The following is a 24,290-nucleotide window of genomic DNA, read 5'->3' as shown; positions in this document are numbered from 1 at the left end:
CGGGAGATGCTGGGGCTCGGCCGGACGGCGAGCGAGGACCAGCGATGGCGGACGGCCATTTTCCAGACGTCGAACTTCTGCGACGCGAACTCGCGGCCCTGATCCTGGAATGGGCTGGCAAGTCGGTGAAGGACGATCCTGACGGGCCGCTGTCCACCGCCCTGACCCGAGCGGTGGGCGAAGCGGCCCGGGACGCCGTCGTCGAACAGCATCAAGTCCTCTCCGCCGACGCCGCCGATCGGATCGCCGAGGCGCTCGAACAGCGCGCCAGGGCCAGGGGTCTCTGGGGCGTCCCACCCTGGGGCATGGCGCTCATGGCGATCGCGGCCGCGGCGCTGCTCGGCGTCGGCTACCTTCTTGGCCTGCAGGCCGGAAGAACCCAGGACGCTCTCCCCCCCGCGACGACCGCTTCCGCCGCGCCGATCGCGCCGATCGCCCCGGATGCTGACGAACCCGCGCAAGCCGCCGTCCCGCCTGTCGCCACCGCGCCTGAGCCCTCGCCCCGCCCCCAGCGCACAGCGCCGCCGGCCGCCAAGCCCGCCGCGCGATCCCCGCCGCGCGAGCTGGGTCGCCCCGCCCCGGCCAATGACGAGGCGGCGTCGCGCTCGAGCCAGCCCGTCGGCGCAGCGCCTGCATCGCCGACCGACCAGACGACGACGCCGAAGCCATGACCGCTGGCGTCCTCACAAAACGATCGGTCCCGACCGCTGTCGTCGGTCCCAAGGCCCAGGGCCGCAACTACGGCCTGCGGCGCTATGCCGGCCCGCGCCCGACGTCCGAGCAGCAGGCGCGTCTCGCCGACTTCGCCCTCTCGCTGGCCGGCTGGGCCATGCTGCGCCGCCAGCGGTTCGTCGCCATGCTGCCGCTCGCCGCCGATGGCTCGGCCTTCGCCGTGGCGCGGGCCCGCCATCTGGGCGAAGGCGAACTGGGTCCCGTGGCTGTCGCCCACCTGCTGATCGTCGACGCCACTCTTCTGGACGCGATCGACTGGGCTTCTCCGCGCCTGCTGAGCCTGCTGCCCGAGCCGGAGGACGCCACCTTCGGCCTGGAACCACTCATGGTCTCGCCGAAGAGCCTGGCGACCGCCGCCCCCCGCCCGCTGGCCGCGCCACGCATCGGTTGGAGCGACATCGCCATCGACGTAGGCGACGAGGACCCCGAGGCCGCGCTCGCCGCCCTGGTCGAGAGCATCGAGCCCCCGAGCCAACGCGCCCGCCTGACCGGTTGGGCCAGCACCAGCCTGATCGCGCCGGCCGGCGACCTCGATCCCGCGCGCATCTTCAGGCTAGTGACCCACGCCTCGGCCGAGAGCCCGGTCGCCTTTCAGGCCACGCATGAACTCTCGTCGCTGAAGACTACGGCCGAACCGCCCCTGGCCTGGAAGGCCTGGCTGAAGCTGGCCGCCATCGCCGAGCGGGAGCCGGCCGCCGCCGCCCTGCGCTCGGCGCAGTGGTCGCAGGACAAGGCTCGCCTCCCCGCCGACGACGTGATGTTCGAGGAGATCGCCAGCGCCTGCGCCGCGCTGACGCCCGCCGAGATGGTCGCGCTGCTGCGGGCGGTGATGCGCCATGCCGATGGCGCCGACGCCGCCAGCGCGGCCTTGCGTGAGGGCGTGTCCGAGACCTTTGACGCCCTGGTCGCTGTCGCCGACGCGCAAGGGACGGCCTTCTATGTGCGCGGGCTCGCGGACGGCGCGGACGCCGCAACCCTGAGCGCCCTGCGCGGGCTGGACGCGGTGATGGCCCAGCCTGAGGTCGCGACCTGGCTGGGCGATGTCGCCCGCCACCTCGATCTCTCTCCGGTCGTGCGCCTGTGGGCGGCGAAGCTGGCGACGGACCCGGACTTCGCGGACGATCTGGCCGTCGCCGGCCCGACCTTCCTTGACGCTGCCCTGGACACGACCCTGACGCTCCTCGACGACGAAGCGACCCGATGGCTGGCCGGCGCGCTGCTGCGGCAGCATTGCCTGCGCCTGCCCCGAGACGGCGCTCGGGTTCGCGTCGCCCTGTCAGCCCTGCTGGCCAAGCCGCCGTCCAGCGCCGACGCCGCCCTCGCCGACCCGGCGGTGCTGGCGGCCGCCAAGACCTTCACCCCCGAACGGTCTGCCGAGCTGGCGGCGCGGGCCATCCCCGCCGGCCTGCGCCACGCCCCGCGCCCGGCCGACTTCACCCGCGCCGCCTGGGCCTTAGTTTCGGCGGCCAGCGACGGGAGGACGGCGCGATGATCTACTGCGAGATCTGCACCAACACCTTCTCGCACGAGGACTTCGCCGACTGCCCGCACTGCGCCCTGGCCGAGGGGCGCACCGCGACGCCGGCTGTCCAGGCGCTCCCGGCTCGCGCGCTGGATACACCTGCCGCCGGGGTGACCATGGGCGAGGTCATCGACACCCTGCGCCGCATGACGCCGCCCGAGGCGCCGCCGCCTGAAACGCCAATCACCACGCCGCAAGCGCCCGAGGGGGTCAGCGAGAGCCTGCGTGCACTGGTCGAGCAGAAGGTCGACCAGGCCGCCGCGGCCGCAGCCGAGCCGTCGACCTTCGCGCCCCCGAAGGCCGAGCCCGCCGAGGCTGATCCCGCCGACGCCGCGCCGATCGTCGGCCAGACCACCCGCGAGCTCGACGTCGAGACCCTGCGCCGCATCCGCGAGTCTGGCGTCTTCACCGTGGTGCTGCTGGGCTTCCCGACCGCCGGCAAGACCTGGTTCCTCAACCGGCTGAAGTACGAGCTGCAGGAAGGCGACGCCTATGCCTGCTATCCCCGTCGCGCCCCGCCGGGCGACGTGGAGAACACCACGCTGTTCACGGCTCACCGCTTCCGCAAGGGCGCCAACGACTTCTACGTCATCGACATCCCGGGCGAGCGCTTCCTGCGCGCCGTGGAGGGCTCGTTCCTCGGCGAGGCCAATACCCTGATGCGGCACCTGATCTATACGGGGCATGCCTTCCTGACCTTGCTGCCGGCCGACGAGACCCTGCTGTCGGAGCTGGCCCACGACGTCCTGTGGCGCCGCGCGGCCGCCGGCCAGGCGCCGTCCGTCGACCTCTCCACCCTGCCGCCAGCCCAGGCGCTGATCGACAAGGTCGATGCGCTGAAGCGCCAGATCTCCCAGGCCCGCAAGGCTACGGACGCCGGCGACGGCAAGGCCCAAGCCAAGCTCAAGGCCCTGGTGCGCGAGCGCAAGCGGCTGCTGGAAGGCGGCGTCGAGCAAGCCCTGCAGCGCCTAGCTTCGAAACATGAGGAGCTGGGCGACTACATCAGCGGCGTCGGCCTGATGGCCCAGCTGATGGTGGTGATGGAAGAGCGCGGCGGCCCCGACCTCGACCCGTCGATCGACGCCTACGCCGTGTTCGACCGCAGCCGAGAGGCCGAACGCAAGAAGCCCACGAAGCCGATGTTCATCGTCCTCTCCAAGAGCGACGACCTGACCCACAAGTCCGATGCGGTGCAGCTGCCGATCCGCCGGCTGCTGCAGGGTCATCCGCAGGCGGCCCACCTGCTGCGCATGCTGCGACGCGAGCCGCGCAAGGCAGACGCCTATGCCATGCTCAACACCCTGCGCCCCGGGGTCGCCCGCCAGATCGACGAGTGGTTCGCCCTGGCCAGCTTCCAGTTCGCCACCGCCTTCGAGGGCGTGGCGCGCGGTTCGACGACCATCAACTACCGGCTCAGCCATGTCGGGGTCACCGAGCTGATCCGCGCCCTGCTGCGTCTGAAGGAGCACACCGAGAAGCGCCGCACCTGGGACGGCGTGGCCGGCCTGTTCCGCCGACGCCCGCCGGCCGAGGCACCGGTGGCGGAGTCGGCGCCGTGAGCCGCCACAACGGCATAGGCTCGTTGGTCGCCAGTGGCGTCATGGCCTTGCTGGCCGTGGCCGCGCTTGCCTGGATGCTTGGCGTCGCGCCGAGTTTCGGAACGGCGACGGTCGGCGCGGCGCCGACCCGGGGCGGCGGGCCGTGGATCGAACGGCTGGGCCTGTCGCAACTGGAGCCCTGGTCCTCGCCGGCGCCCGCCTTCGCCGAGCGTCTCGCGGCGCTTGGCGACACGCAGGGCGCGGTGCTGAGGCGCGAGCTCTGCACGGGCGCCGGCATGGACGGCGACCCGGCCTTCCGCGAGGCGCGGCTAGCGCTGGCGCGCAATGACGCCAGCCTCTGCGCCGCTCCCGTCGAGCACGTCGCGGCGGTGTCACCGGTGATCGTCGCCCTAGGGCCGCAGTTCGGCTGGCCGGCCCTGATCGCTGCCGCCGTAGCCGCCCTGGGCCTGGCGTTGTGGCGGCTGCTGGCGCTGAAGCGCGCCCATGACCATTGGCGCCTGCTGGGCCGGTCGACCTTCGGGACGGCGCGGAGGGCCGGCAGCGGATGAGTGGCGTCCTGCTGGGTCTGACCTGCCTGGCGCTGGGGTTGGCGTTCTGGCGTGTAACGGCGGACGGCGCCTCGGCGCGGCGCAAGCCGTCGGCGCAGCGCGTCGCCGCCCTGGTCGTCGGCGTCGTCGCGCCGGCGGTCCTGGTCGTGGGTTGCCTGCTCACGGCCGCCGCGCAAGGCCGCACCGGCGATCTGCGCCTGTCGCTGCTGCGGCTGACGGCCGAGGTGCGCCAGTTCCCCTTGAGCCTGGGCGGCGACGCCAGCCGCGACGACCTCGTCATACCGCGCTTGCCCGCCGGCTTCGCCACGGTGCAGCCCGACCTGTCGACCGGCGGCGACGCCCCGCCGCTGGCCCTCGTGGTCGCCGGGTCCGATATCGCGCCGCCGCCAGCGGTGATCGCCCTGCGCCAGGGCCGAAAGCTGACCTGGCCCGCCGCCCTGTCCTTCGCAGAGGGCGACGCCGTCTGCGTTCAGGCCCCATGCGAGCGTGCCGGCGCCGCCTGGGCCGTGATGCGCGGACGCACCTTCACTCCGGCTGAGTGGCGTGACGGCAGGGTTGAAGCTCTGCCCGAGGCCGATGCCGGCCCGGCCATGCCCGAGCGCAAGACCCTGCTGGCGTTCGGCGGCGTCAACGACTGGACGCCGCTCCAGGCGATCCATCCGCTGCGCGACTTCTTCCCCCAGTCCCGGACCGCCAAAGCGAGCGGCGTGCTGGCCGATTGCGACCGGTGGCTCTGCGTTGGCAAGGGCGCGGCGCGCACTCCGGCCCGCAGCTTCCTGTTCCAGAAGGGCGGCTTCGGCGGCGACGCCTGGTCGATCGTGCTGGCCGATCCCGGCGCGCGGATCGCGCGAGGCGGCCAGGTCGTCCCCTACGCTACGCCCGCGCCCATTCCGCTCGGGACCGGGATCGCGGTCGAGATCTTCGAGCCGCGCTTCGTCGATGGCGCCATCGACGGACAGGACGCCCGCCGGGGCAGCCTGCAACTGCGCCGCAGCCTGGTCCTCGCCGAGCGTGACGGCCAGGCCGACATCGCCTTCGCCACGCCGCCGACCGAGGTCGTCGGCCGTTGCGACCGCGCCGCGCCACCCCGCCGCCTGGGCCTGGAGGCGACCGTGGTCGGCGGCCTAACCGCCGACGCCCTGCGCGCGTCGCCGAACCTGCCGCAAGGTCCGGCCTGCGACAGCTTCAACCGCGCCAGGCTGGATGTCCCCGCCACGGTGCCCGCCCTGCGGACCGCGCACCTGTCGCTCGATCGGATGGCGACGCCCTGGCCGGCGGTGCTGATCGTCCTGGCCTGGACCGCAAGCGTCCTGCTGACCTGCCGAGATGTCTTCCACCGGCGCCCCAGCCTCTGGGTGATCCTCAGCCTGCTGCAGTTGTTGCTGGCTCTGCGCCTCCTGATCGGCCTGGCCGCCGCCGAGGCCGACCCGGCGCTGGACTGGCGCGAGATCCTTGGCGACGCCGCCCTGGCCTATGTCGCCGTCCCGGCCGCACTGCTGGCCTGGGCGCGAGCCGGTGAACCGCGCAAGCCCGGCGACCTGACGCTCGACCTCGCCCCGCCGCTCGCCGCCGTCGCCATCCTGGCCTGGACCCATCACCTCAGCGTCCTGAGCCTGCTGCTGCTCGCCGCCTGGGGCTTGGCCGTCGCCTGGCGCGCGCGCTTGGCGGATCGCTTCAAGCCAGCCCCCAAGCCCGGATCGCCCTGGGCGTCAGGTGTCCTGCTGCTGGTCATCATCCTGGTCGTTCGCCTGGCCGTCGGGGCCATCGGCTGGAAGGAACGCATCGATCTGGGCGTGACCGTGCTGGCGATCAGTGTCGTCTACACCCCGCTGATCCTGCTCGGTTTCGGCCGCCTGCTGGCCGCGTCCGAGGTCCACCCCGCCGGCTGGGTCAGGCCGATCGTCTTCTGGGCGCTGCTGGCGCTGGCGACCTTCGTCGTGCCGTTCACAGTGCGCGACAGCGGCTACGCCCTGATGTTCCTGCCGATCGCCGGGGTCGCCGCCGGTCTCGCGTGGCGTCGCGGCGTTGCGCGGATCCCGTGGGCGACGCCGATCGTCACCGCCGCCGCTCTGCTGATCGCCCTGCCCGTCCTGGGCGCGGTCGGCGCTACCCGCGCCGAGCACCTGGGCCACACCGCCCAGATGCAGCGCGGCCTCAGCGACGAGCAGGCCCTGGCGACGCTGGACCGCCAGGCCAAGGCCAGCCAGAACCTGCTGCGGCTCTACCTGATCGCCGCGCCCGAGGCGCTGGGGGCGGACGTCTCCACGGAAGCCGAAGGGCTGAAGATCTGGTCGGCGCAGCTGTCCGACTACACCGGCTCGCTGCTGGGGCGCGGCTATCTCTCCCCGGCCAATCTCACCGCCCTGAAGCCGGTCCAGGCCACCGACAACCTGACCGCCGTCCACCTGATGTCCCCTTTCGGTCGCCTGGCCACGGGTCTCTTCCTGGCCCTGTTGGCCGTCGCGCCTATCGCGGTCTGGAACCTGAACCGCGCCGTCGCCCTCGACGCAAGACGCGCTACCGGCCTCCTGGCGCTGTGGTGCCTGTTCGGCGCGGCGACCTACATGACCCTGGCCAATCTGCAGTTGGTCCCGTTCACCGGCCGCAACGCCTATCTGCTGGCCCCGACCTCCGGCGGCGACCTGCTGGAAGGCGCGATCCTGATCGCCCTGGCCGTCTGGGGCCTGGCCTCGGAGGCCAAGCGATGAGCCGCCGCCCGAAGCCGAAATGGGGCCGCGCCCTGGCCGTCGCCACGCCCCTGGTCGCCGTCGTCGCCCTCGTCGCTGGGGCTCCAGCGGTGCTGGCCGCGCTCGGCCGGTCATCGGGCCAGGGTCCCGCCAGCGGCTATGACCGCCTGGTCGACGCCATCGCCCAGCGCCAGTGGCTATCGGTGCGCTACGACGCCGAGGGCGAGCCGCGCATCGCCCTACGCGACGGCCCGGTCGGCCGCGATCCGCGCCTGCGCGCCTTCGTCAACGCCTCCTACCTACGCGGCGACCTGCAGGACCCGTCCGTCTGGCGGCTCAGCGACGACGGCCAATGGGTCGAGGGCATCGACCCGTTCGCGCACCACATCGACCGGCCGTTCTCGGGCGGCGGCGCCTGGGGCGGGCCGATCCAGTTCCGGGGCGGCGCGGCCCCAGGCCTGCGCCTGCAACCGCTGGGGACGCCGCCGCCCGCCGCGATCCGCCTGGAACCGCAAGGCGCTCCGGCCGCTGCGTGCGACATCCTGATGCCGACGCGTCGGGTCGTCGCGGACGGACCGCGGCGCGCGCTCTCGATCTGCCTGAAGGACGGCGACCAGCCGCCTCATTCGGTCGGGTCGGTGATGTTGGTTGGCGACCAGGCCGTGGTGCGGGTACAGACCCCGTCCATCCTGGAGATCCGGGTCGGCGCGCGCGACGTGCGCCCGCACGCCGATGGCGACGTGACCCTCACGCCTTTGCCGCCGGGCGAAACCCTGACCCTACGCACCGGCCAGTCGGTGCTGCGCCTGCGGCTCGACGGCGGGGCGGCCGACATCGCCCACGGCACGCCCTCGGGCGCCCGCGCCTACTTCCCGGCCCTGCAACCGCTGGCCCAACCGATCGAGCGGGCCATGACCGGTCGGCCGCCGACGCCCTTGCGGCTGTCGCTGGATGCGCGACTGCAGCAGGCCGCGCAGGACGCCCTGACCGCTGGTGCCGCTACGGTGCGCGCCACCGCGACGCCAGGGTTCAAGCCCGATCCCGGCGACGCCTTCAAGGCCGCCGTGACGGTGATGGACACCACTACCGGCCAGGTGCTGGCTGTCGGCTCCTGGCCGCTGGCCGAAACCGACCTCGCCCCCGCCCAGCGCCGCACACGCCGGGGCCAGAACCTGATCGACCAGAACCACAATTTCGAGCGCCTGCCCGTCGGCTCGATGGTCAAGGGTCCGTTCGCCCTAGCCATTCTCGACGCCGATCCGGGCCTGGCGAGCCTGAAGATCCAGGGCGGCGGCACGGGCCGCATCCGCACGGTGCTGGGCATGGACCTGGGCAAGGGCGGGTTCGACAACCACGGCCTGGGCATGACCGACTTCCCGACCTTCCTGGAGCACTCCAACAACCGCTACGCCCTGGCGCTGATGATGCTGGCCTATCGCGACCCTGGCGCGCCGCCGGCTCCGCCCCGCGTCCAGCCGGGACCGGTGGAGGCCTGGTCGCTGGAGGGCAAAGGCCGCACTGACGTCCCGCCCCTGCCGGTGTTCGGCGAGGCGACCGCGCCCGGACCGTTCGGCTGGGTCCTGCAACCGCCGCCCGGAAGGGGCCCGCCCTGGCCCGACCGCTTGGCGAGGCTCTTCGATCTCGACGCCGGCCAGGGCGGCGGCTGCCGTTATGACGTCGCCGTCTGGCGTGGTCTGAGCGGCGCCGCGCCGCCCTGCGCCTCACCCCTGGCTGGCGCGTCGCCGGAACGCGAGCGGCTGGGCTTCGACGCCGTCGCCTCGTTCCGCAACGACTATCTGATGGCCGTGCTGGGCGGCAGCCGCTCGACCTGGAGCGCCATCAAGATGGCCGAGGTCTATTCGCGGATCGTCACCGGCCGCCAGGTGCGCGCCCGCCTGACCCCGGCCGCCGCCGGCCCGCCCGGGGCCGAGCTGCCGATGCGCAGCCCGCAGGTGCGTGGGCCGGTGCTCGACGGCCTGTCGCGCGTGGTCAAGACCGGCACCGCCGCCTGGCTGGGCCGCGAGTTCGCCGCCATGGGCTACGGCCCGGACGTGGCGCTCTACGGCAAGACCGGCACCATGAAGGTGGCCGGCGAGGTCCCCAGCGCGCCCGGCGCGGCCCTGCTACGGCAGCTGGCGCGCGGCGACTGCGGCCTGCGCTGGGACGCCTCGGCGGGCATGCTCAAGTTCGGCTATGTCGCGCCCCAATCGAAGGCCGAGGCGACGCGTCAGATCCTGGACCTCAAGGAGACGCGCTGCCGCGTCCGCGTCGCCGGCCGGCGGGATCTGGCCGAGCAGGCGGCGGCGGAGATGCTGCGCTACGCCTGCGGCTATCGCAACTGCCGGCCGGGCGACTTCGAGCCCGAGCCGGACGGCCGCGTCGTCGACCTGCCGCTGCGCGCGACCGAACCGCCGCTGCTGGACGGTCACGCCATCGCCGTCGTCGCTGTGCGTCAGGCCGACGGCCAGCCGGTGCGCGGCCTGACCATCGTGGTCAATCTGCAGGACAAACGGCAGGCGGAAACTCCGGCCCTGGCCGTCGCCGCCGCCGTCCTACGCTCACAAGCCGCCCACGCCTGGATCGCCGGAGACGGATCATGAAGCGCTCCGTCTCCTATCTCGCCATCGTCCTGCCCGTCGCCCTGGGACTGGCCGCCACCGGGCTTGGCGCCTGGATGGCCCGCCCCTCGCCCGCGCCCAGCGTCGAGGCGACGGCGCCGCGCTGGCTGGCCGTGAAGGTCGCCGCCGACAGCCCCGCCACCCGCGACTGGCCGCATTTCTTCGCCTGTTCGGGCCTGGCCGCCGATCCAGCTCTGATGCGCGCCACGCTGGGACTCAACGGAGGCGGGGCCGAAAGCGTTTGGCGTCGAGATGGTTCAGACACGCCGATCCGCGTCGCCCTCGCCCCGATTGATGCGCCGGCCCCGCCGGAGGCCGATCGGATCATCGAGGCCGCGTCGCGGGCCGTCACCGACTGTGGAGACACGCCATGACCTTCCTCCAGGCCGAGGCGCCGCTTCGTCTGAAGGTCGACGGCTACCGCAAGCCCCTGCGCCTGCGGTCGCTGGGTCGCGCCGGGTCGCTAGAGACGTACGCCGTCGAGGGCGAGACGGTGCAGGCGGTGCGTTTCGTCCCGATCCCCGAAGCGGCCGGCCCGTACGCCGCGGCGATGGACGCCTTCGAGGCGCTCGGCCGGAAGCTGCGAGCCGACGCTCCGGGCGCGGCCCTGCCGGTCGAGGCCGTGGTCCGGGCGGCCAGCGGCGTCTTCTGGCTGCAACCGCCGTCCGGCCTGACGCTGGAGGCCTGGCTGGCCGAGCACCCCGGCCCCGTAGCCGAGCCGGTCGTCGCCGCCTTCGCCCGCCGCCTGGCCGAGGCGCTAAGCGAGCTACACGCGGCCGGGATCATCCATGGAGACCTGGCGCCCCGCGCGGTGCTGATCGACGGAGAGACGTTGCGCCTGACCGGCTTCATGGTCGATCGTCGCCCGTTCTTCCGGGCGCTGCGCAGCCAGGACGGCCTAGTCGAGCCCGGCTATGCGCCGCCCGAGGCCCATGACGGCGCGCTTCGTCACCCGATCGACCGCGCCGCCGACCTCTACGCCGCCAGCGCCCTGCTCCAGCGCCTGCTGACGGGGCGCGCGCCGCCGGCCGCCAATCTCGCCGCCCGCGTGGCCGGCGACAACGCCTGGCCGAGCGACGTCTTCGTTCCCGCCGCCCTGCGCACCGGGATCGAGGCCGGTCTCGCGCCCGCCGCCGAGGCGCGGCCTGCCGACGCTTCGGGCTGGCTTTCCGGGCTGGGCCTTGGGCCCGAGACCGGCGCCTGGTTCGATGGCTTGGTGCAAACATCGCCGGAGCCGGAAGCGGACACGTTCGAGCTGCCTCCCCTACCGATGGCCGTCGAGACGCCGCCGGAACCGGTCGACGCGCCGCTCACTCTGGCGCGTGAGACGCCGGTGCGCCGCCGCCTCGGCTGGTGGGCGGCCGGCGCTGCTTTAGCCGTCGTGGTCGTCGCGGCTGTCGCCCTGGTTGGACCCAAGCTGGTTCAGACTCAGCGCAAGCCCGTTCTCACCAGCGCGCCCAAGGCCGCGGCCCCCGTCGCGCCGGCAGGCTGTCAGTGGGTCTCGGCGGCTGACGGCTGGCGGCTGCGCTGTACGGATGCGCCCGCCCAAGGCCTGCGCCTGCCAGAACGGTTCGACACCGGAACGACGGCGCGCGCGGCGGCCGGGGAGCCCGCCGCCATGGAGCGGCTCGGGGCCTTCTATCGCCTGCGGGCCGGCGAGACCGCCAATCCCGATCGCGGGACCTATGCCTACCAGGCGCTCGACTGGCTGCAGCGCGCCGCCGGCGCTCCGGACGACGACCGACCCGACACGGCGCGAGCCCGGGACGACGCGGCTCTGGCGCTGGGCCAGATGCTGGCCCACGGCGAAGGTGGTCGCGCCCCTGATCCGGCCGCCGCCGGAGCGCGTCTGCGCCAGGCCGCCGCCGGCAGTCGCGCCGACGCCGTGCTGGCCCTGGGCCAGTTCCTGGAAGAGCAAGCCGGCGGCGACGCCGAACGCCTGGCCGAGGCGCGCGGTCTCTATGCGCGCGTGGCCCAGCTCGGCGACGGCTCGGCTCTGCAGCGCCAGGGCGAGAAGGGTCTGGCCCGTATCGACGCGGCAACGCGGCCGCCGCCGGTCGAGGTCGAACCGCCCCCAGCGCCGCCGCCCGAAAAGCCCGTCGAGAAGAAGGCGATCACCAAGCCCGCGCCTGAGCCCAAGCCGACGGTCAAACCCAAGCCGGCGCCCGCCAAACCTGCCCCGCCGCTCGTCAGGACGCCGCCAAGACCCGCGACGACACTCCCGCCGCGCCCGGCCGCGGCCCCGCCCGCACCACGTCCGGTCCTGCGGACCTGGACGGCCTCGGCCTTCATCAAGGTCGATCCGACCACGAACTTCTCGCCTTCGTTGGAACTGGCCGGTCGGGCCGCCTGCGACAGCGAAGGCGGCGAGACCCTCTCGGTCCGCGCCGGCGACACGATCTGCCCCAACGGGGTCAACTACTGCCAGGTCCGCGCCGTCGCCACCTGCCAAGGAGCCAGGCCATGACAACCATGCGTTCTCTCGTGGGGGCCAGCGCCGCCCTCGTCCTGGCGGCCGCGACGCAAGCCCAGGCCCAGAGCGCCTTCCGGGGCGATTGCGACCAGGCGCGGACGTTCGCCCAGTCCCTGGCCTTCAAGGCGTCGTACCGGGGCGTGCAGCGCATGACGCCCCAGGCCGCCGATCCGTGCGGCCGGGACGTGGTCGCGGTCTACGACCTCAAGCGCCGCAACGAGGCCAACGCCAACTACGACCTGATCGGCCGCTACTATTACCTGTGGCCCGACAACGCCTCCTGCCGCGAGGAGGTGCACGACCGCCTGAGCGGCGTCGCGCGCATCACCCAAGAGGTCAAGCAAAGCGGCCTGCTCTGCGAGGTGCAGCTGCGCCTGGACTTCGACGTGACCAATGACGAGAAGTACGGCCCCAACCGCTTCTCCAAGCTGGTCACGCTGGTCGGCGCCGACACCTCGCGCTTCGCCGCCACCGCGACGGGCGAAACGGGCGCCACGGTCTTCTATGAAGCGCCGGCCCACACCGCCGACCGCGCGGCGGGACCCGCCGATCAGGACAGCGAGATCGTCACCGACCGAGTCGAGGAGCGAGCGCCGGCCGCCGCGCGGCCCCACACGCCGAACCGGCGTCAGTACTTCGATCGTTATGTCGGCCGGTTCTATTATTACGACCCCGTGCGCGAGGCCTATTTCTGGGAGAACGGCCAGCCTCGGGACTAGCTAGTGGCGGAACCGTCCGCACGTTCCAGGATCGCGCCGATCCTGCGAGCGAGGTGGTCAATGGCGAAGGGCTTGGTGATGATCTCCATGCCCTGGGCCAGGAACGCAGCCTGGTCGGCGGCCTGTTCGGCATAGCCGGTCATGAACAAGATCGGCAGGTTCGGCCGGCTTTCGCGGGCGATCTCGGCCAGTTGGCGTCCGTTCAGGCCCGGCAGGCCCACATCGCTGATCATCAGGTCGATCGGACGGCGAGACTGCAGGATCGGCGTGGCGTCGCGGCCGCCCTCGGTCTCGATCGCCCGGTAACCGAGCTCTTCCAGCACCTGGATGACCAGCATGCGGACCGACGGATCGTCCTCGACGACCAGCACCGTCTCGCCCGCGCCGACGTGCGTGGTTTCATCTTGGTCGGCCGCTGTCTCGGCGACGTCGCCGTGATGGCGCGGCAGGAAGAGGCGGATCGTCGTGCCCGTCCCCTCCTGACTTTCGATCTCCACGTGGCCCCGCGACTGCTGGACGAAACCGTAGATCATCGACAGGCCAAGACCCGTGCCCTGCCCCAGCGGCTTGGTCGTGAAGAACGGGTCGAAGACCTTGCCCAGGATGTCAGGCGACATGCCCAGGCCCGTGTCGGAAACGCTGAGCTCGACATAGTCGCCGGGCTCGGCCCGGTCGCTCTTGGCCAGCCGCTCGGCCGACAGCACGACGTTGCGGGCCGCGATGGTCAGGCGTCCGCCGCGAGGCATGGCGTCGCGGGCGTTGATCGCCAGATTGAGGATGGCGCTTTCCAGCTGGTTGTCATCGGCCACAGCCGTCCAGACATCCTTGGCGACGGCGGTCTCGAGGCGGACCTGTTCGCCCAGCGTTCGCCGCAGCAGCTCCTCCATGGATCCGACCAGCGTCTCGACATCCAGGGGGCGACTGTCCAGCGACTGGCGGCGTGAAAAGGCCAGCAGGCGGTGGGTCAGCGCCGCGGCGCGTTGGCCCGACTGCATGGCCGCTTCCAGGAACCGGTCGGCGTCGGCGACGCGGCCTTCGCCGATGCGGCGACGGACCATGTCGATGCCGCCCAGGATGCCAGTCAGCATGTTGTTGAAGTCGTGCGCCAGGCCGCCGGTCAGCTGGCCGACGGCTTCCATCTTCTGGCTCTGGCGCAGTTGGTCTTCCAGCAGCTTGCGCTGGGTGATGTCGCGCCCGACGGCGTAGACGACGTCGCCTTCCGGCACGGCGGTCCAGTTGATCCAGCGATAGGCGCCGTCCTTGGCCAGGACCCGGCAGTCGAAGTCCGCGACCGCGTCGCCGGCCAGCAATCCCGCGGCATGGTCGCGGGCGTGGGCCTTGTCGTCGGGATGGACCAGCCCGCCCATCGGCACGCCGACCAAGTCGGACGCGTCATAGCCCAGCAGGTCCTTCCAGGCCGGATTGACCGCCCGATAGACGCCCGTACGGTCACCGATGCTGAGCAGGTCGCGCGACAGGTTCCAGATCCGGTCGCGCTCCTGCTGGCTGACCTCGACCCGCTCCTCCAGCGCCGCCGCCAGCGTGCGCAGGCGCGCTTCGGATCGCTTGGTCGCGGTGATGTCGTAGAGCACGCCGATGAAGCTGACGCCGCCCGTCGGCGCCTGCTGGTATTCGCCGCGGCAGACCAGCCAGCGCTCCTCGCCGGTGTCGGCGCGTCGGATCCGGAATTCGTGGAACGCCGCGCCGATATCGATGTCGCGCTCACGCCCGCTGATCAGCGGCGGGTCATCGGGATGCATGACCGAGTTGATCGTGCGGATCGGCAGGCTACGGGCCGGCTGCAGGCCCAGCAGGCGGCAGAACTCGTCGGAAACCTCGGCCGTGCCGAAGCCGCTCAGATATTCGAAACTGCCAATGCCGCCGGCGGTCTGGGCGATCCGCAGACGCTCCTCGACGCGCTTCTGGTCGGTGATGTCGGCCAGGACGCCGGAGAACCGCACCGGGTTCTCCTGCTCGTCCAGGAAGGTTCGGCCGCGCGCCGAGACCCAGCGCACCTCGCCGTCGACCACGACGCGATAGTCGCGCGCGAAGACCTCGGCCCCGTTGAGCGCCCCGGCCACGGCGATCTTCAGGCGCATGCGGTCGGGCGCGAAGACGGTGTCGAAGAAGACCGAGGTCGGCTGTCCTTGTGAGGCCTGGACCGGATCCAGACCATAGAGGCTGGCGAAGCGCGCGTCGGCGACCAGACGGCCGCTGGCGATGTCCCACTCCCAGGCGCCGGCCGCGCCGGCCACGGCCTGCGCGACTCGCAGCCGCTCCTTGGCCTCGATCAGCCGCTGGCGGGTGAGATTGAGTTCACGGCCGAGATCCTCGTTGCGATATTCGCCGCTGACATCAGCCTGGGTCGCGATGCGAAAGGCCGGGCGCCCCTTCGCATCGGGCACGGTGGTGATGTTGAGGCGGTTCCAGAACTTAGAGCCGTCGCGGCGGGCGTTCAGCAGATCGGCGTTGGCCGCGCCGGATCGAGCCAGGGCGGCGGCGATCCCCGCCACCGTTTCGGCGTCTGTCTCGGCGGTCTGCAGGAATCGGCAATTGCGGCCAAGGGTCTCCCCGACGTCGTAACCGGTCAGAGCCTCGAAGGCGGCGTTGACGAAGATGATCGGGTCGTCCTTGCGGCGCGGATCGCTGACGGCGACCGCCATGCCCGAACCGACCAGCGCGTCGAACAGCGGACCGGCCAAGGCGCGCAAGGCGTCCAGGTCCGCGGCCGCCCCCCGGTTCACTCGGCGGATCGCTGGATCGACGATGTCATTCATGACGTCGCTAAAACGCCAAGCTCGGCAATAGGTTCAACGACGCACGTCACGCGACGTCGCCAGCGACGCGTTCGATAAAGTCGTGGATCAGTGCTCGCAGGGCCTGCAGCGACGGCAGGTCCATCAGCATGGCGATATAGCCGCGGATGTCGCGGTCGTTGATCGCGAAGTTGATGTAGAGGAACAGCACCACGCCGCCCTCGGCATGCTTGGCCGACAGGCTGAACAGCGCTGCGCCGTCGCCTCGGAACACCTCGGGCAAGGACATCTGCAGAGGCTTCTGCAGCATGTTGGCCATGGTCGCCAGGCAGCTGTTGAGCACCACATTGCCTGTCTCGGCCAGCGCCTCGTCTTCCATTTCGATCGCTTCGCCCGGCGAAAGCGCGCCGCCGGTGACCGCATGGACCAGGGCCAGGCTGTTGGCCTGGGGGAAGATCAGCAGGGCGCGGCCGGAAAACACGCCCTCGAAGTCCTGGCGTACGGCGACCAGTTCGCCCGCCTCGCGCTCCTGGATCAGCTTGGCCGCGCCCGCGCGCGACATGACCTCTACCGAGGGCACGGACAGCAGCACTTGCTGGCCAACCATCTTGCGCAGGCCGCTGGCGGCGCGGCTGACGCCGATATTGACCAGCTCAGTGAGCGCGTCGCGCTCGAGTTCTTCCAGAAAGATGGCCTGAACGGTCATTGGCCGCTCGACCGCAGCCGCAAGGCCGCGCCCGAGATGAAGCCGCGCATGCCGTCCTCGGTGACCGGCTTGGCGATGAAAGTGGCGTTAGCCGCGCGAGCGCGCGCGACGATCTCGTCCTGGACGTTGGCCGTGGCGACCGCGATCGGCATATCGGCGAACCGCCCGCGCAGTTCCTCGGCCAGCTCCAGGCCATCACGACCCGGCATGTTGAAGTCCAGGACGACCAGGTCGATCTTCTCGTTCTCGAACAGCGACACCGCCTCGTCCGCATTGCCGGCCTCGAGCCGGCGCCACTCGGGCTGCAGGGCCGCGATCGCCTTGCCGACCACGATGCGGGCCAGCTTGCTGTCGTCGACGATCAGAACCGTCGTCCCCATGAAACCTCTCCAACCTTGCCACCCTTGCGAGGCGGCGAACAAACATAGTCTCGATCTAGTCGACCGTTCGGGAAAGCGCCGGACCAAGACGATCCCGCAAGAACAGTTCGACCGGCGCGCCGACGACGGGCGCGCCGAACGCAAGCAGTACCTGTACGACAGCGGCATGGAGGCTGTCACACCCCGATATGTCGACAGTGACGCCTTGCGACGGCTGTAGCAGAGCCACAAGGGCCTCTGCGTCTTCCACCCGACAGTGGCCGCTCAAATAGACGACATCGCCGTCGCGCGAGACTTTCATGCCAGAAGCTCCGCCAGGTTCAGCAGCAGCAACACGTCGCCGTCGGACGTCAGGGTCGATCCGATCACGCCAGCCGCGCCGGAGAGCAGGCCGCTCATCGGCCTGACGACCGCATCGATCCGATCGACGACAGCGTCGACGGCGAAGCCGACCAGCTCGCCATCGACCCTGGCCACCACGACACGATCGACGGCGCTGACGGGGCGGTCGACGCCGCCAACCATCCGTTCCAGCCAGACCAGCGGCACGACCTCGTCGCGCAGGACGAACGCATGGCCGGCCCGGATCGGCACGATCTGGCTCTCCGACACCCGAGTGACTTCGACAATGTCTTCCAGCAGCAGGCCGAAGTGCTCGTGCCCGCCCGCCACCACCAGCAACCGCGCCAGCACCATGCGGATCGGCAGGACCAGACGGATCGTCGAGCCGTGTCCCAGTTGGCTGGCGACCTCGACCCGCCCGCCCAGTTTCGCCGTCGCCGAGCGCACGGCGTCCATGCCGACCCCGCGCCCGGAGACGCTGCTGACGGTGTCGGCGGTCGAAAAGCCGGGCTGGAAGATCAGGTCCACCAGATCGGCCTCGTCAAGCGCGCTAGCCGCCGTCTCGTCGATCAGGCCGCGCGCCAGGGCTCGGGCGCGAATACGCGCTGGATCGATGCCGCCGCCGTCGTCCGCCACCGTGACGACGACCTGGTCGCCGACCGTGCGGGCGGACAGCCGGACGACGGCCTGGGCCGGCTTGCCGGTCCGCTGACGGACGGCCGCGGTCTCGACACCGTGGTCGACGGCGTTGCGCACCACGTGCAGCAGCGGCTCGAACAGGCCATCGACGATGGCCTTGTCGACCTCGACCTCGCCGCCCTCGACTTCCAGCGACACGACCTTGCCCAGGCCGGCGGCGATCTCGCGCACCAGACGGGGGAAACGGCCAAACAGCGGCGTCAGCGGCGTCAGCCGCGCGCGACCGACCGTGGCGTGCAGGGTCGAAACCAGCCGGTCCAGCTCCGCCTGGCGCGCCCGCAAGGCCGAGCCTAGCCCCTGCCCGCCCTCCAGCCGGTCGGCCTGGGCCGCGAGGTCGCCAAGGCCGCTCTTGGCGACCACCAGCTGGTCGGTGATATCAGCCAGTTGATCGATCCGGGCAGCGTCGATGCGCAGGGTGCGACGAGCCGTGTCCGCCTCGATCGGCGCTGTCGGTTCGACCTGTGACGGCGCCTGCCGAGTCAGTTCGACCTGATCCCGCACCAGCCGGAGAGCCGTCTCGACAAGCCCCTCCTCCGCCGTGGACAGGGCCTCGATGACCAGGTTGCAGGCGAAGGGATCGTAGAGCGCCAGGTCGCCGACGGGCTCGCGCAGGCCGACACGCAGCTCGGCCAGTCCCGGCACGCCGGAAATGATGGCGACCGGGTCGTCACCCGCGAAATAGCAGTCGGCGCGCGGCGTGTAGCGGATCGCGATGCCCGCTTTTCCCGCGAAAGGCGCGTCGGCGCTTCTCGTGACGGGGCTCGCAGCGCCGCCTTCGGTCGACCCCAACAAGGCCAGCAGGCGATCGGCGACACCGTCCGCGTCGGCCGGCAGCGCGCCGGTCGACTCCAGGGCGTCCAGCCAGCGCTCGACCTGATCCACGACCGCAACGAGGCTGGAGAAATCCGGCGCGGCCTCCGTTCCGCCACGTAAGACGCCCAGCCGATCCTCGGCCACGTGCAGCACGCGTCCTAGCGCCTTCAGCCCCAAGAGGTCGGCGGAGCCCTTCAGCGTGTGGACGGCGCGAAAGCAGCTATCGAGCCGCGCGGCGTCCCGAGGCGCGCGTTGCAGGGCCGCCAGATCGGCGTTGGCCTCCAGCGCCTGCTCGCGTCCTTCGATCAGGAACTGAGCCAGGAGTTCGTCGATCACCTGGCGTCCTCCGGCCGCTGGAACACGACCGCGTCCTCGAACCGGCGGACGAGGAAACGCTCGTCGATCCGGCTCATGGATTCGGTGTGGCCGAGACAGAGATAACCGCCCGGCGTCAGTCGATCATAGAGGTTTTGGGCGGCCGTCAGGCGCGAGGCCTCATCGAAATAGATCAGCACGTTCCGGCAGAAGATCACGTCGAACGCGCCCTGCTCGCGCAGACGCACGCCGTCGATCAGATTGGCGTGGGTGAAGGTCACGGACTCGCGTAGGTCGTCGATGATCTGGCGGCGATGGCGTTTGGCGGGCTCGAAATAGTCCTCCCGCACCGACTCCGGCAGCCGCGCCAGGGCGCGCTCGCCGTAAAGCCCCGCTCGGGCGGCCTCCAAAGCATGGGTGTCGATGTCCGAACCGACGATCTCGATGTTGTAGGCGTCGACCATGCGCCAGTTTTCCAGCAGCCACAGGGCGATGGAATAGGTCTCCTCGCCGCTCGAGCACGGCAGCGACCAGATCCGCACCTTGTCGCCGGGCACGCGACGCGAAACGATGTCAGGCAGCAGATCGCGGCCCAGGCAGGCCAGTTGGTGCTCTTCGCGATAGAAGTAGGTCTCGTTGACGGTGAAGGCGTTGACCAGGGCTTGGCGTTCTTCGCTGTCGATGCGCAGCAGCGACATGTAGCCGGCGAAGTCCGTACCGGCATGCGCCAGACGATCATTCAGGCGACGCTCGATATAGTAGCGCTTGGTCTCGCCGAACCACATGCCAGTCTGGCGATAGAGGTAGTCCCGCAGCCGCTCCAGCTCTTCGTCTGTGAAGGTGATGCTCATCGCGGAACCATCGCGATCAAGCGGCCGGCGATGGCCTCCAGCGGCTCCACCACGTCGGCGCCGCCGGCCCGGACCAGCGACCCCGGCATGCCCCAGACCACGGCCGTCTCCTCGGCCTCGGCGATCGTCAGGCCGCCGGCCTGATGGAGCGCGGTCATAGCCTTGGCCCCGTCGTCGCCCATGCCGGTCATCAGCACGCCAATCAACCGCTCTGGCGTGACCTGGGCCATGGCGCTGGCGACCAGGCGATCGACGCTGGGATGCCAGCGATACGTCTCATCCGCCGGCGCCGGCATGACCACCAGGCCGGACACGCGCCGACTGACCACCATGTCGGCGCCGCCGCGCGCGACATAGACGACGCCGGCCTCCAGCCGCGTCGGGCCCACGACCTCGCTGACGGTCAGGGCGCACAGCCCGTTCAACCGCGACGCCAGGGAGCCGGTGAAGGTCGCCGGCATGTGCTGGGCCACGAGGATCGGCCACGGAAAATCACCGGGAATGTCGCTGAGCAAGGTTTCAAGCGCCGCCGGACCGCCTGTCGAGGTCCCGACGACAACAATGCCTGTCGGTTCTCCTCCGTCCTGCACGCTCGCCGGCTTGACGGCGCGAACCGGGCGAGCCGACCTCACGGGGCTTTTGACTTGGCCGCGCCGCGCGCGCAGGCGCTCGACCAGGCGATGCGCCCGCCCGACCCGCGCGGTCGCGGCGGCCCGGACCTTCTCCACCAGGACCGGCGCCAGTTCCTCGACGGCCAGGGACACCACCCCGTCGGGCTTGGGCACGAAGTCGACCGCCCCCAGCTCAAGGGCGGTTAGCGTCTCCTCCGCGCCTTCCGCGGTGAGCGCGGAGACCATCACGACCGGGCACGGTCGCTGCAGCATGATCCGGTCCAGGCAGTCCAGGCCGCTCATATTGGGCATCTGGACATCGAGCGTCACAACGTCCGGCAGGAACGTGGTCAGCTTGGCCAGGGCCTCGACGCCGTCGCGCGCGACCGCGATCTCGAAACCGGCTTCGGAGAGGATCTCACTCAGGACGCGCCGGATAAGGGCCGAGTCGTCGACGATCAGAACCTTGGTCACGAAGTGGATGACGCTCGGGTCAGGTCGCGCAGCAGGTCGGCCTCGGCCCGCGCGAGCAGTGTTTTCGGATCGACCAGCAAGATGACTTCGCCCCCGCGCTCCAAGGCGCGATCAAACAAACGGGCCTGGTCTCCCGACAGTTCCGGCGCGGTAAGCAGCTCGTCAGCGCCGATCTCCACGATCTCGCTGGCGCCGTCCACCGCGAAGCCGGCCTGAAGGCCATCCACCGTGACCACGACCACGCGGCCGTTGGCCGCCGGCTCGCCCGGCGCCGAGAAGCGCAGGCGCTGGTCGATCACCGGCAGGGTCTTGCCGCGCAGGTTCATCACGCCCCGCACATAGGCCGGCGCCCTGGGCAGCCGGGTGAACTGGTCGGGCGCGCGCACGACCTCGTCGACGGCGGCGATCGGCAGGCCGTAGCGCTCGTCGCCCAGCCGCAGGATGACGAAGCGTTCGCAGATCGCCGCTTGTCGGGTGTCGGCCATCTCGGCCTCCTTGGAACCACTGCCGAGCGCCAGCCACTGGGTCACCCGCTCGTCGGCCAGCAGGCGATCCGGGGTCAGGATCGCCAGGACGCCGCGACCGTCGGCCAGTCGCAGCACCGTATCGATGCGCGCCTCGCCGCCGCCGCGATTGAACAGGCTGGGCGCCTTGCCCAGGCGATCAGCCGGGGCCCGCACGATCGCATTGACCTCGTCGACGACGAGGCCGATCCGCTCGCCGCCGATGCGCACGATGACCAGGCGGCCATTCACGGTGTCGCCGACCAGGCCCAGCAGACCTCGCGCCGCCAGCACCGGCAAGACCTGGCCGCGATAGTCGCAGACGCCGAGCAAGACAGCCTCGGTCCTTGGAATCTCAGCGATGGCCTTCGGAACGGCCGCCACTTCCACCACCGCGTCCAGCGGCAGGCCGTAGCTCTGTCCCGCCAGCGCGAAACCCAGGAAGGCAAGATCGGGCTCGCTGGCCTGTTGGAGCATCGGACGCGCGGCCTCGAGGCCGACGGCGGTCCGGCGACGTCCGCGATCCGAGGCGAATCTGGCGTCCAGCGCCTCGCCCAAATCGAGCCACGGCGTTCCGTCGGCGCGTGAGAGGCGCAGGCGGGTATCGCCAACCTCCGGCTCACCGTCAGCGAAACCCAGGGCCTCGACGCCATCGACCACGAGACCGACCGGCGGATCTCGCCGGAGCACGACGATGCGGTCGCCATCCTCGCCGTCCAGCCCCAGCATCTGCCCCAGCGACACGATCGGCAGGACGACGCCGCGCAGGTGCGTCACGCCTAGCAGGCCCGGCGGCGCATGCGGCACGCGGGTCAGCCGGGGGCGCTTGATCACCTCGGCCACGGCCTGGGCGGGCAGCGACATCCGGGCGCCGGCCGCCCGGACGGTCAATCGTCGATAAGCGCCGTGGTCGGCGCTCATGCCTCTGCCGCGCGTTGAAGCTCGCTGGCCAGGAGGGCGACTTCCTCGATGGCGGCGGCCAGTTCTTCGGCGGCCTGCGACTGCTGGCGGGCCGCGACAGAAGCCTGGCTGGCGGCGGCGCTGGCCTCCTCGGCGGCGGCGGCGATCTGGTTGACGCCCGCCGCGACCTGGGCGCAGGCGGCAAGGATGGTCTCGCCGCCCTGGGCGATCTCGCTTGCGCCAACGCGCAGCGCCTCGGTTTCCTGCATGACGACGCCCAGTCGTTCTTCGATGGCGCGGTTGCGATCGACCTCTACGTCCGCGACGGCGAGGGTCAAGTCGACCTCGCGGCGGACCTTGCCGATCTGGATGGAGATCGCCGCGATCAGGTCCTTGACGGACTCGGCGTTGCCCGAGGCGTCCCGCGCCAGGGTGCGGATGTCGCCGGACACGACGGCAAAACCACGACCGGCCTCGCCCGCCCTCGCCGCCTCGACCGCGCCGCTGGTGGCCAGCATCGTGGTCTGGACGGCGACAAGCGCCAGTCCATCGACCAGCTTGGATGTGGCGCCGCTTTCCAATTCCAAGGCTTCGACCGCCTCCAGCACCGAGCGGCTTTCGACGGCGGCGGCTTCGACGTTCTTGACCAGCGCTGAGATCGTCTTGCGGCTGTCTTCCAACAGCCCGCCCATCGTCCGGGCCCGCGTCGCGCTCTGCGCGCCATTGGCGCTGGACAGGCGCGCCGCGCGCTCGATCTCGGTCATCGCCGCACTGGCTTCCTGCGTCGCCGCCGCCTGGATCTGCGCGCCCCGGCTGATCTGGTCGATGGCGACCAGAATCTCGTCGGCCGAACCTGAAAGCTCCTGGATGGCGGCGGAAAGTTCCTCTGCCGCCGCCGCGGTCTCGGCGGCGGCCGCCGCCGCGCCATCTCCCGCGGTCCCCACCTCCACCAGTTGGCTCAAGGACTCGGCCGCGGTCTGGCTCTGGTCGAGAGACTGACCCTGCTGCTGGATCGACCGTTGCGCTTCCGTGGCGGCCGCGGCCTGCTCCTCGGCCGCGCTAGAAATGCTCTCGGACCCGCGCCGCACCTCGACCGTCGCCGAGGCGGCCTCGACAGCCGCGATCAGGATCATCTGGCTGTCTTCGCTCAGCCGCGCCATCTCGGCGCGGATCATTTCCAGCATGGACAGGATGCTGGCCGCCGAAGCCGCCTCGGCCTCGGCGTTGGTCGCGGCGTTGCGCAGCCGCGCGCTGACATCGCGCACCATGGCGGTCATGCGGTCGGCCGAGCCCTGGATTTGCCTTGACCGCGTCTCGGCGGCCTCGGCCAGCGCCCGGACCTCGTCGGCCACAACCGCGAAGCCACGCCCCTCGTCGCCCGCCCGCGCGGCCTCGATGGCGGCATTCAGCGCCAGCAGGTTGGTCTGATCGGCGACGTCGGAAACGGCGAGCGTGATCTCGTTGATCCGCACCGCGTGCTGGTCCAGCAGGTTGACCGCGTCGACGGTCGCCAGCTGGCGGCGGGCATTGGCCGCGACGGCCTTGATGGATGCGCCGACGGCGCCGCCGAATTCGGTCAGGACGCCCTGCAGGGCCTCAGCTCTTTGGCGCGCCGCTTCAGCGCGCTCGCGCCCCTGCCGGAACTGGTCGGCCATAGCATTGGTGGCGGCGAGTGATTCGTGCGCCGCACCGGCCGCTTCCTCGGCGCCGCTGGAGATCTGGGCCAGAGCCCGGCGCAATTCCTCGACGGCGCTGGCCGCCTCCGCCAAGCCACTGCTGAGTTCTAGAACGGCCGCGCTGATGCGCGCCTCTGCGCCGCCATGATGGACCCGAGACCGGCGCGACGGGGCGCGTTTGGCGATGACAGGCTGGTCGTCCGACCCGGCCGGCGCTTGGCGCGTCTTTCCGCGACCAGTCAGCCTCGTCGTCTTAACAAGCGCCATCTGGTCAATCCTGGAACGCTCTTCAGCCCGCTCAAACGCCCGTCGCGATCAGCGCTGAAGAGCGGTCATACAAGCATGGATGCGTCGGACCGCTCAACGCCGCAATGGCGCCCCTCGCTCCCAATCCCGACAAGGCCCG

Annotated in this window: 18 protein-coding genes and 1 pseudogene; 9 read left to right on the top strand and 10 right to left on the bottom strand. The window is 71.2% G+C overall.

Going from position 1 to position 24,290, the window contains the following annotated elements; genetic code table 11:
• The first annotated feature begins 44 nt into the window (after window positions 1-44).
• From AC1RR5_RS22910 to AC1RR5_RS22870, 9 genes are read left to right on the top strand one after another with little or no spacing between them, the layout of a single operon-like run.
• A complete protein-coding gene (locus AC1RR5_RS22910) occupies window positions 45-671 on the top strand; it encodes a hypothetical protein (protein ID WP_492925381.1) in 627 nt (208 codons plus the stop codon).
• Entirely contained in the window at window positions 668-2,224 is a 1,557-nt protein-coding gene (locus AC1RR5_RS22905) for a hypothetical protein (protein ID WP_492925379.1), read from the top strand. Before AC1RR5_RS22910 ends, AC1RR5_RS22905 begins: the two co-directional genes overlap by 4 nt.
• Window positions 2,221-3,813, top strand: a complete 1,593-nt coding sequence (locus AC1RR5_RS22900; RefSeq protein WP_492925377.1) for a hypothetical protein — start codon at window positions 2,221-2,223, stop codon at window positions 3,811-3,813. Before AC1RR5_RS22905 ends, AC1RR5_RS22900 begins: the two co-directional genes overlap by 4 nt.
• Complete coding sequence (locus tag AC1RR5_RS22895) at window positions 3,810-4,361, top strand: hypothetical protein (protein ID WP_492925375.1); 552 nt, start codon at window positions 3,810-3,812, stop codon at window positions 4,359-4,361. The genes AC1RR5_RS22900 and AC1RR5_RS22895 overlap by 4 nt, the downstream gene beginning before the upstream one ends.
• Window positions 4,358-7,069 carry a hypothetical protein gene (locus AC1RR5_RS22890; RefSeq protein WP_492925373.1) on the top strand — a complete coding sequence of 904 codons (2,712 nt, stop codon included), beginning with the start codon at window positions 4,358-4,360 and terminating at the stop codon, window positions 7,067-7,069. The genes AC1RR5_RS22895 and AC1RR5_RS22890 overlap by 4 nt, the downstream gene beginning before the upstream one ends.
• Complete coding sequence (locus tag AC1RR5_RS22885) at window positions 7,066-9,648, top strand: hypothetical protein (protein ID WP_492925371.1); 2,583 nt, start codon at window positions 7,066-7,068, stop codon at window positions 9,646-9,648. Before AC1RR5_RS22890 ends, AC1RR5_RS22885 begins: the two co-directional genes overlap by 4 nt.
• The gene (locus AC1RR5_RS22880; protein WP_492925369.1) at window positions 9,645-10,040 is read left to right on the top strand and encodes a hypothetical protein; all 396 of its coding nucleotides are present in this window, start codon (window positions 9,645-9,647) and stop codon (window positions 10,038-10,040) included. The genes AC1RR5_RS22885 and AC1RR5_RS22880 overlap by 4 nt, the downstream gene beginning before the upstream one ends.
• Window positions 10,037-12,133, top strand: coding sequence for a protein kinase domain-containing protein (locus AC1RR5_RS22875; RefSeq protein WP_492925367.1), 2,097 nt, complete (start codon window positions 10,037-10,039; stop codon window positions 12,131-12,133). The genes AC1RR5_RS22880 and AC1RR5_RS22875 overlap by 4 nt, the downstream gene beginning before the upstream one ends.
• Entirely contained in the window at window positions 12,130-12,858 is a 729-nt protein-coding gene (locus AC1RR5_RS22870) for a hypothetical protein (protein WP_492925365.1), read from the top strand. The genes AC1RR5_RS22875 and AC1RR5_RS22870 overlap by 4 nt, the downstream gene beginning before the upstream one ends.
• Here the strand turns inward: AC1RR5_RS22870 and AC1RR5_RS22865 are convergent.
• The 10 genes and pseudogenes from AC1RR5_RS22865 to AC1RR5_RS22820 form a co-directional block, all read right to left on the bottom strand.
• A complete protein-coding gene (locus tag AC1RR5_RS22865; RefSeq protein ID WP_492925363.1) occupies window positions 12,855-15,635 on the bottom strand; it encodes a PAS domain-containing protein in 2,781 nt (926 codons plus the stop codon). The genes AC1RR5_RS22870 and AC1RR5_RS22865 overlap by 4 nt on opposite strands.
• Window positions 15,636-15,681: 46 nt before the next feature.
• The gene (locus AC1RR5_RS22860; protein ID WP_492925361.1) at window positions 15,682-16,320 is read right to left on the bottom strand and encodes a chemotaxis protein CheX; all 639 of its coding nucleotides are present in this window, start codon (window positions 16,318-16,320) and stop codon (window positions 15,682-15,684) included.
• Window positions 16,317-16,700: a response regulator transcription factor gene (locus tag AC1RR5_RS22855; RefSeq protein WP_492925359.1), complete on the bottom strand. Its 384-nt coding sequence runs from the start codon at window positions 16,698-16,700 to the stop codon at window positions 16,317-16,319. Before AC1RR5_RS22855 ends, AC1RR5_RS22860 begins: the two co-directional genes overlap by 4 nt.
• A gap of 55 nt (window positions 16,701-16,755) precedes the next feature.
• A complete protein-coding gene (locus AC1RR5_RS22850; protein ID WP_492925357.1) occupies window positions 16,756-17,001 on the bottom strand; it encodes a hypothetical protein in 246 nt (81 codons plus the stop codon).
• Window positions 16,998-18,890 (bottom strand): chemotaxis protein CheA, encoded by a 1,893-nt coding sequence (locus AC1RR5_RS22845; RefSeq protein ID WP_492925355.1) that lies wholly within the window; start codon window positions 18,888-18,890, stop codon window positions 16,998-17,000. Before AC1RR5_RS22845 ends, AC1RR5_RS22850 begins: the two co-directional genes overlap by 4 nt.
• Window positions 18,887-19,720, bottom strand: a complete 834-nt coding sequence (locus AC1RR5_RS22840) for a CheR family methyltransferase (protein ID WP_492925353.1) — start codon at window positions 19,718-19,720, stop codon at window positions 18,887-18,889. Before AC1RR5_RS22840 ends, AC1RR5_RS22845 begins: the two co-directional genes overlap by 4 nt.
• Window positions 19,717-20,805 carry a protein-glutamate methylesterase/protein-glutamine glutaminase gene (locus AC1RR5_RS22835; protein ID WP_492925351.1) on the bottom strand — a complete coding sequence of 363 codons (1,089 nt, stop codon included), beginning with the start codon at window positions 20,803-20,805 and terminating at the stop codon, window positions 19,717-19,719. Before AC1RR5_RS22835 ends, AC1RR5_RS22840 begins: the two co-directional genes overlap by 4 nt.
• Window positions 20,802-22,229, bottom strand: a complete 1,428-nt coding sequence (locus AC1RR5_RS22830; RefSeq protein ID WP_492925349.1) for a chemotaxis protein CheW — start codon at window positions 22,227-22,229, stop codon at window positions 20,802-20,804. Before AC1RR5_RS22830 ends, AC1RR5_RS22835 begins: the two co-directional genes overlap by 4 nt.
• Window positions 22,226-23,341 (bottom strand): methyl-accepting chemotaxis protein, encoded by a 1,116-nt coding sequence (locus AC1RR5_RS22825; RefSeq protein ID WP_492925629.1) that lies wholly within the window; start codon window positions 23,339-23,341, stop codon window positions 22,226-22,228. Before AC1RR5_RS22825 ends, AC1RR5_RS22830 begins: the two co-directional genes overlap by 4 nt.
• Window positions 23,330-23,863: pseudogene (locus AC1RR5_RS22820) on the bottom strand (methyl-accepting chemotaxis protein); the annotation flags it as partial. The pseudogene AC1RR5_RS22820 and the gene AC1RR5_RS22825, both read right to left, overlap by 12 nt.
• Window positions 23,864-24,290: the final 427 nt, after the last annotated feature.

The sequence above is a fragment of the Caulobacter sp. GW821-FHT11E11 genome (assembly GCF_058808315.1).
This window is presented reverse-complemented; position numbering and strand designations above follow the sequence as displayed.

Coding starts and splice junctions, on each gene's coding strand:
- AC1RR5_RS22905 (WP_492925379.1), top strand. CDS start 668: ATGACCGCTGGCGTCCTCACAAAACGATCGGTCCCGACCGCTGTCGTC.
- AC1RR5_RS22880 (WP_492925369.1), top strand. CDS start 9,645: ATGAAGCGCTCCGTCTCCTATCTCGCCATCGTCCTGCCCGTCGCCCTG.
- AC1RR5_RS22825 (WP_492925629.1), bottom strand. CDS start 23,341: ATGATCCTGATCGCGGCTGTCGAGGCCGCCTCGGCGACGGTCGAGGTG.
- AC1RR5_RS22855 (WP_492925359.1), bottom strand. CDS start 16,700: ATGGGGACGACGGTTCTGATCGTCGACGACAGCAAGCTGGCCCGCATC.
- AC1RR5_RS22870 (WP_492925365.1), top strand. CDS start 12,130: ATGACAACCATGCGTTCTCTCGTGGGGGCCAGCGCCGCCCTCGTCCTG.
- AC1RR5_RS22875 (WP_492925367.1), top strand. CDS start 10,037: ATGACCTTCCTCCAGGCCGAGGCGCCGCTTCGTCTGAAGGTCGACGGC.
- AC1RR5_RS22900 (WP_492925377.1), top strand. CDS start 2,221: ATGATCTACTGCGAGATCTGCACCAACACCTTCTCGCACGAGGACTTC.
- AC1RR5_RS22910 (WP_492925381.1), top strand. CDS start 45: ATGGCGGACGGCCATTTTCCAGACGTCGAACTTCTGCGACGCGAACTC.
- AC1RR5_RS22850 (WP_492925357.1), bottom strand. CDS start 17,001: ATGAAAGTCTCGCGCGACGGCGATGTCGTCTATTTGAGCGGCCACTGT.
- AC1RR5_RS22885 (WP_492925371.1), top strand. CDS start 7,066: ATGAGCCGCCGCCCGAAGCCGAAATGGGGCCGCGCCCTGGCCGTCGCC.
- AC1RR5_RS22865 (WP_492925363.1), bottom strand. CDS start 15,635: ATGAATGACATCGTCGATCCAGCGATCCGCCGAGTGAACCGGGGGGCG.
- AC1RR5_RS22840 (WP_492925353.1), bottom strand. CDS start 19,720: ATGAGCATCACCTTCACAGACGAAGAGCTGGAGCGGCTGCGGGACTAC.
- AC1RR5_RS22830 (WP_492925349.1), bottom strand. CDS start 22,229: ATGAGCGCCGACCACGGCGCTTATCGACGATTGACCGTCCGGGCGGCC.
- AC1RR5_RS22890 (WP_492925373.1), top strand. CDS start 4,358: ATGAGTGGCGTCCTGCTGGGTCTGACCTGCCTGGCGCTGGGGTTGGCG.
- AC1RR5_RS22860 (WP_492925361.1), bottom strand. CDS start 16,320: ATGACCGTTCAGGCCATCTTTCTGGAAGAACTCGAGCGCGACGCGCTC.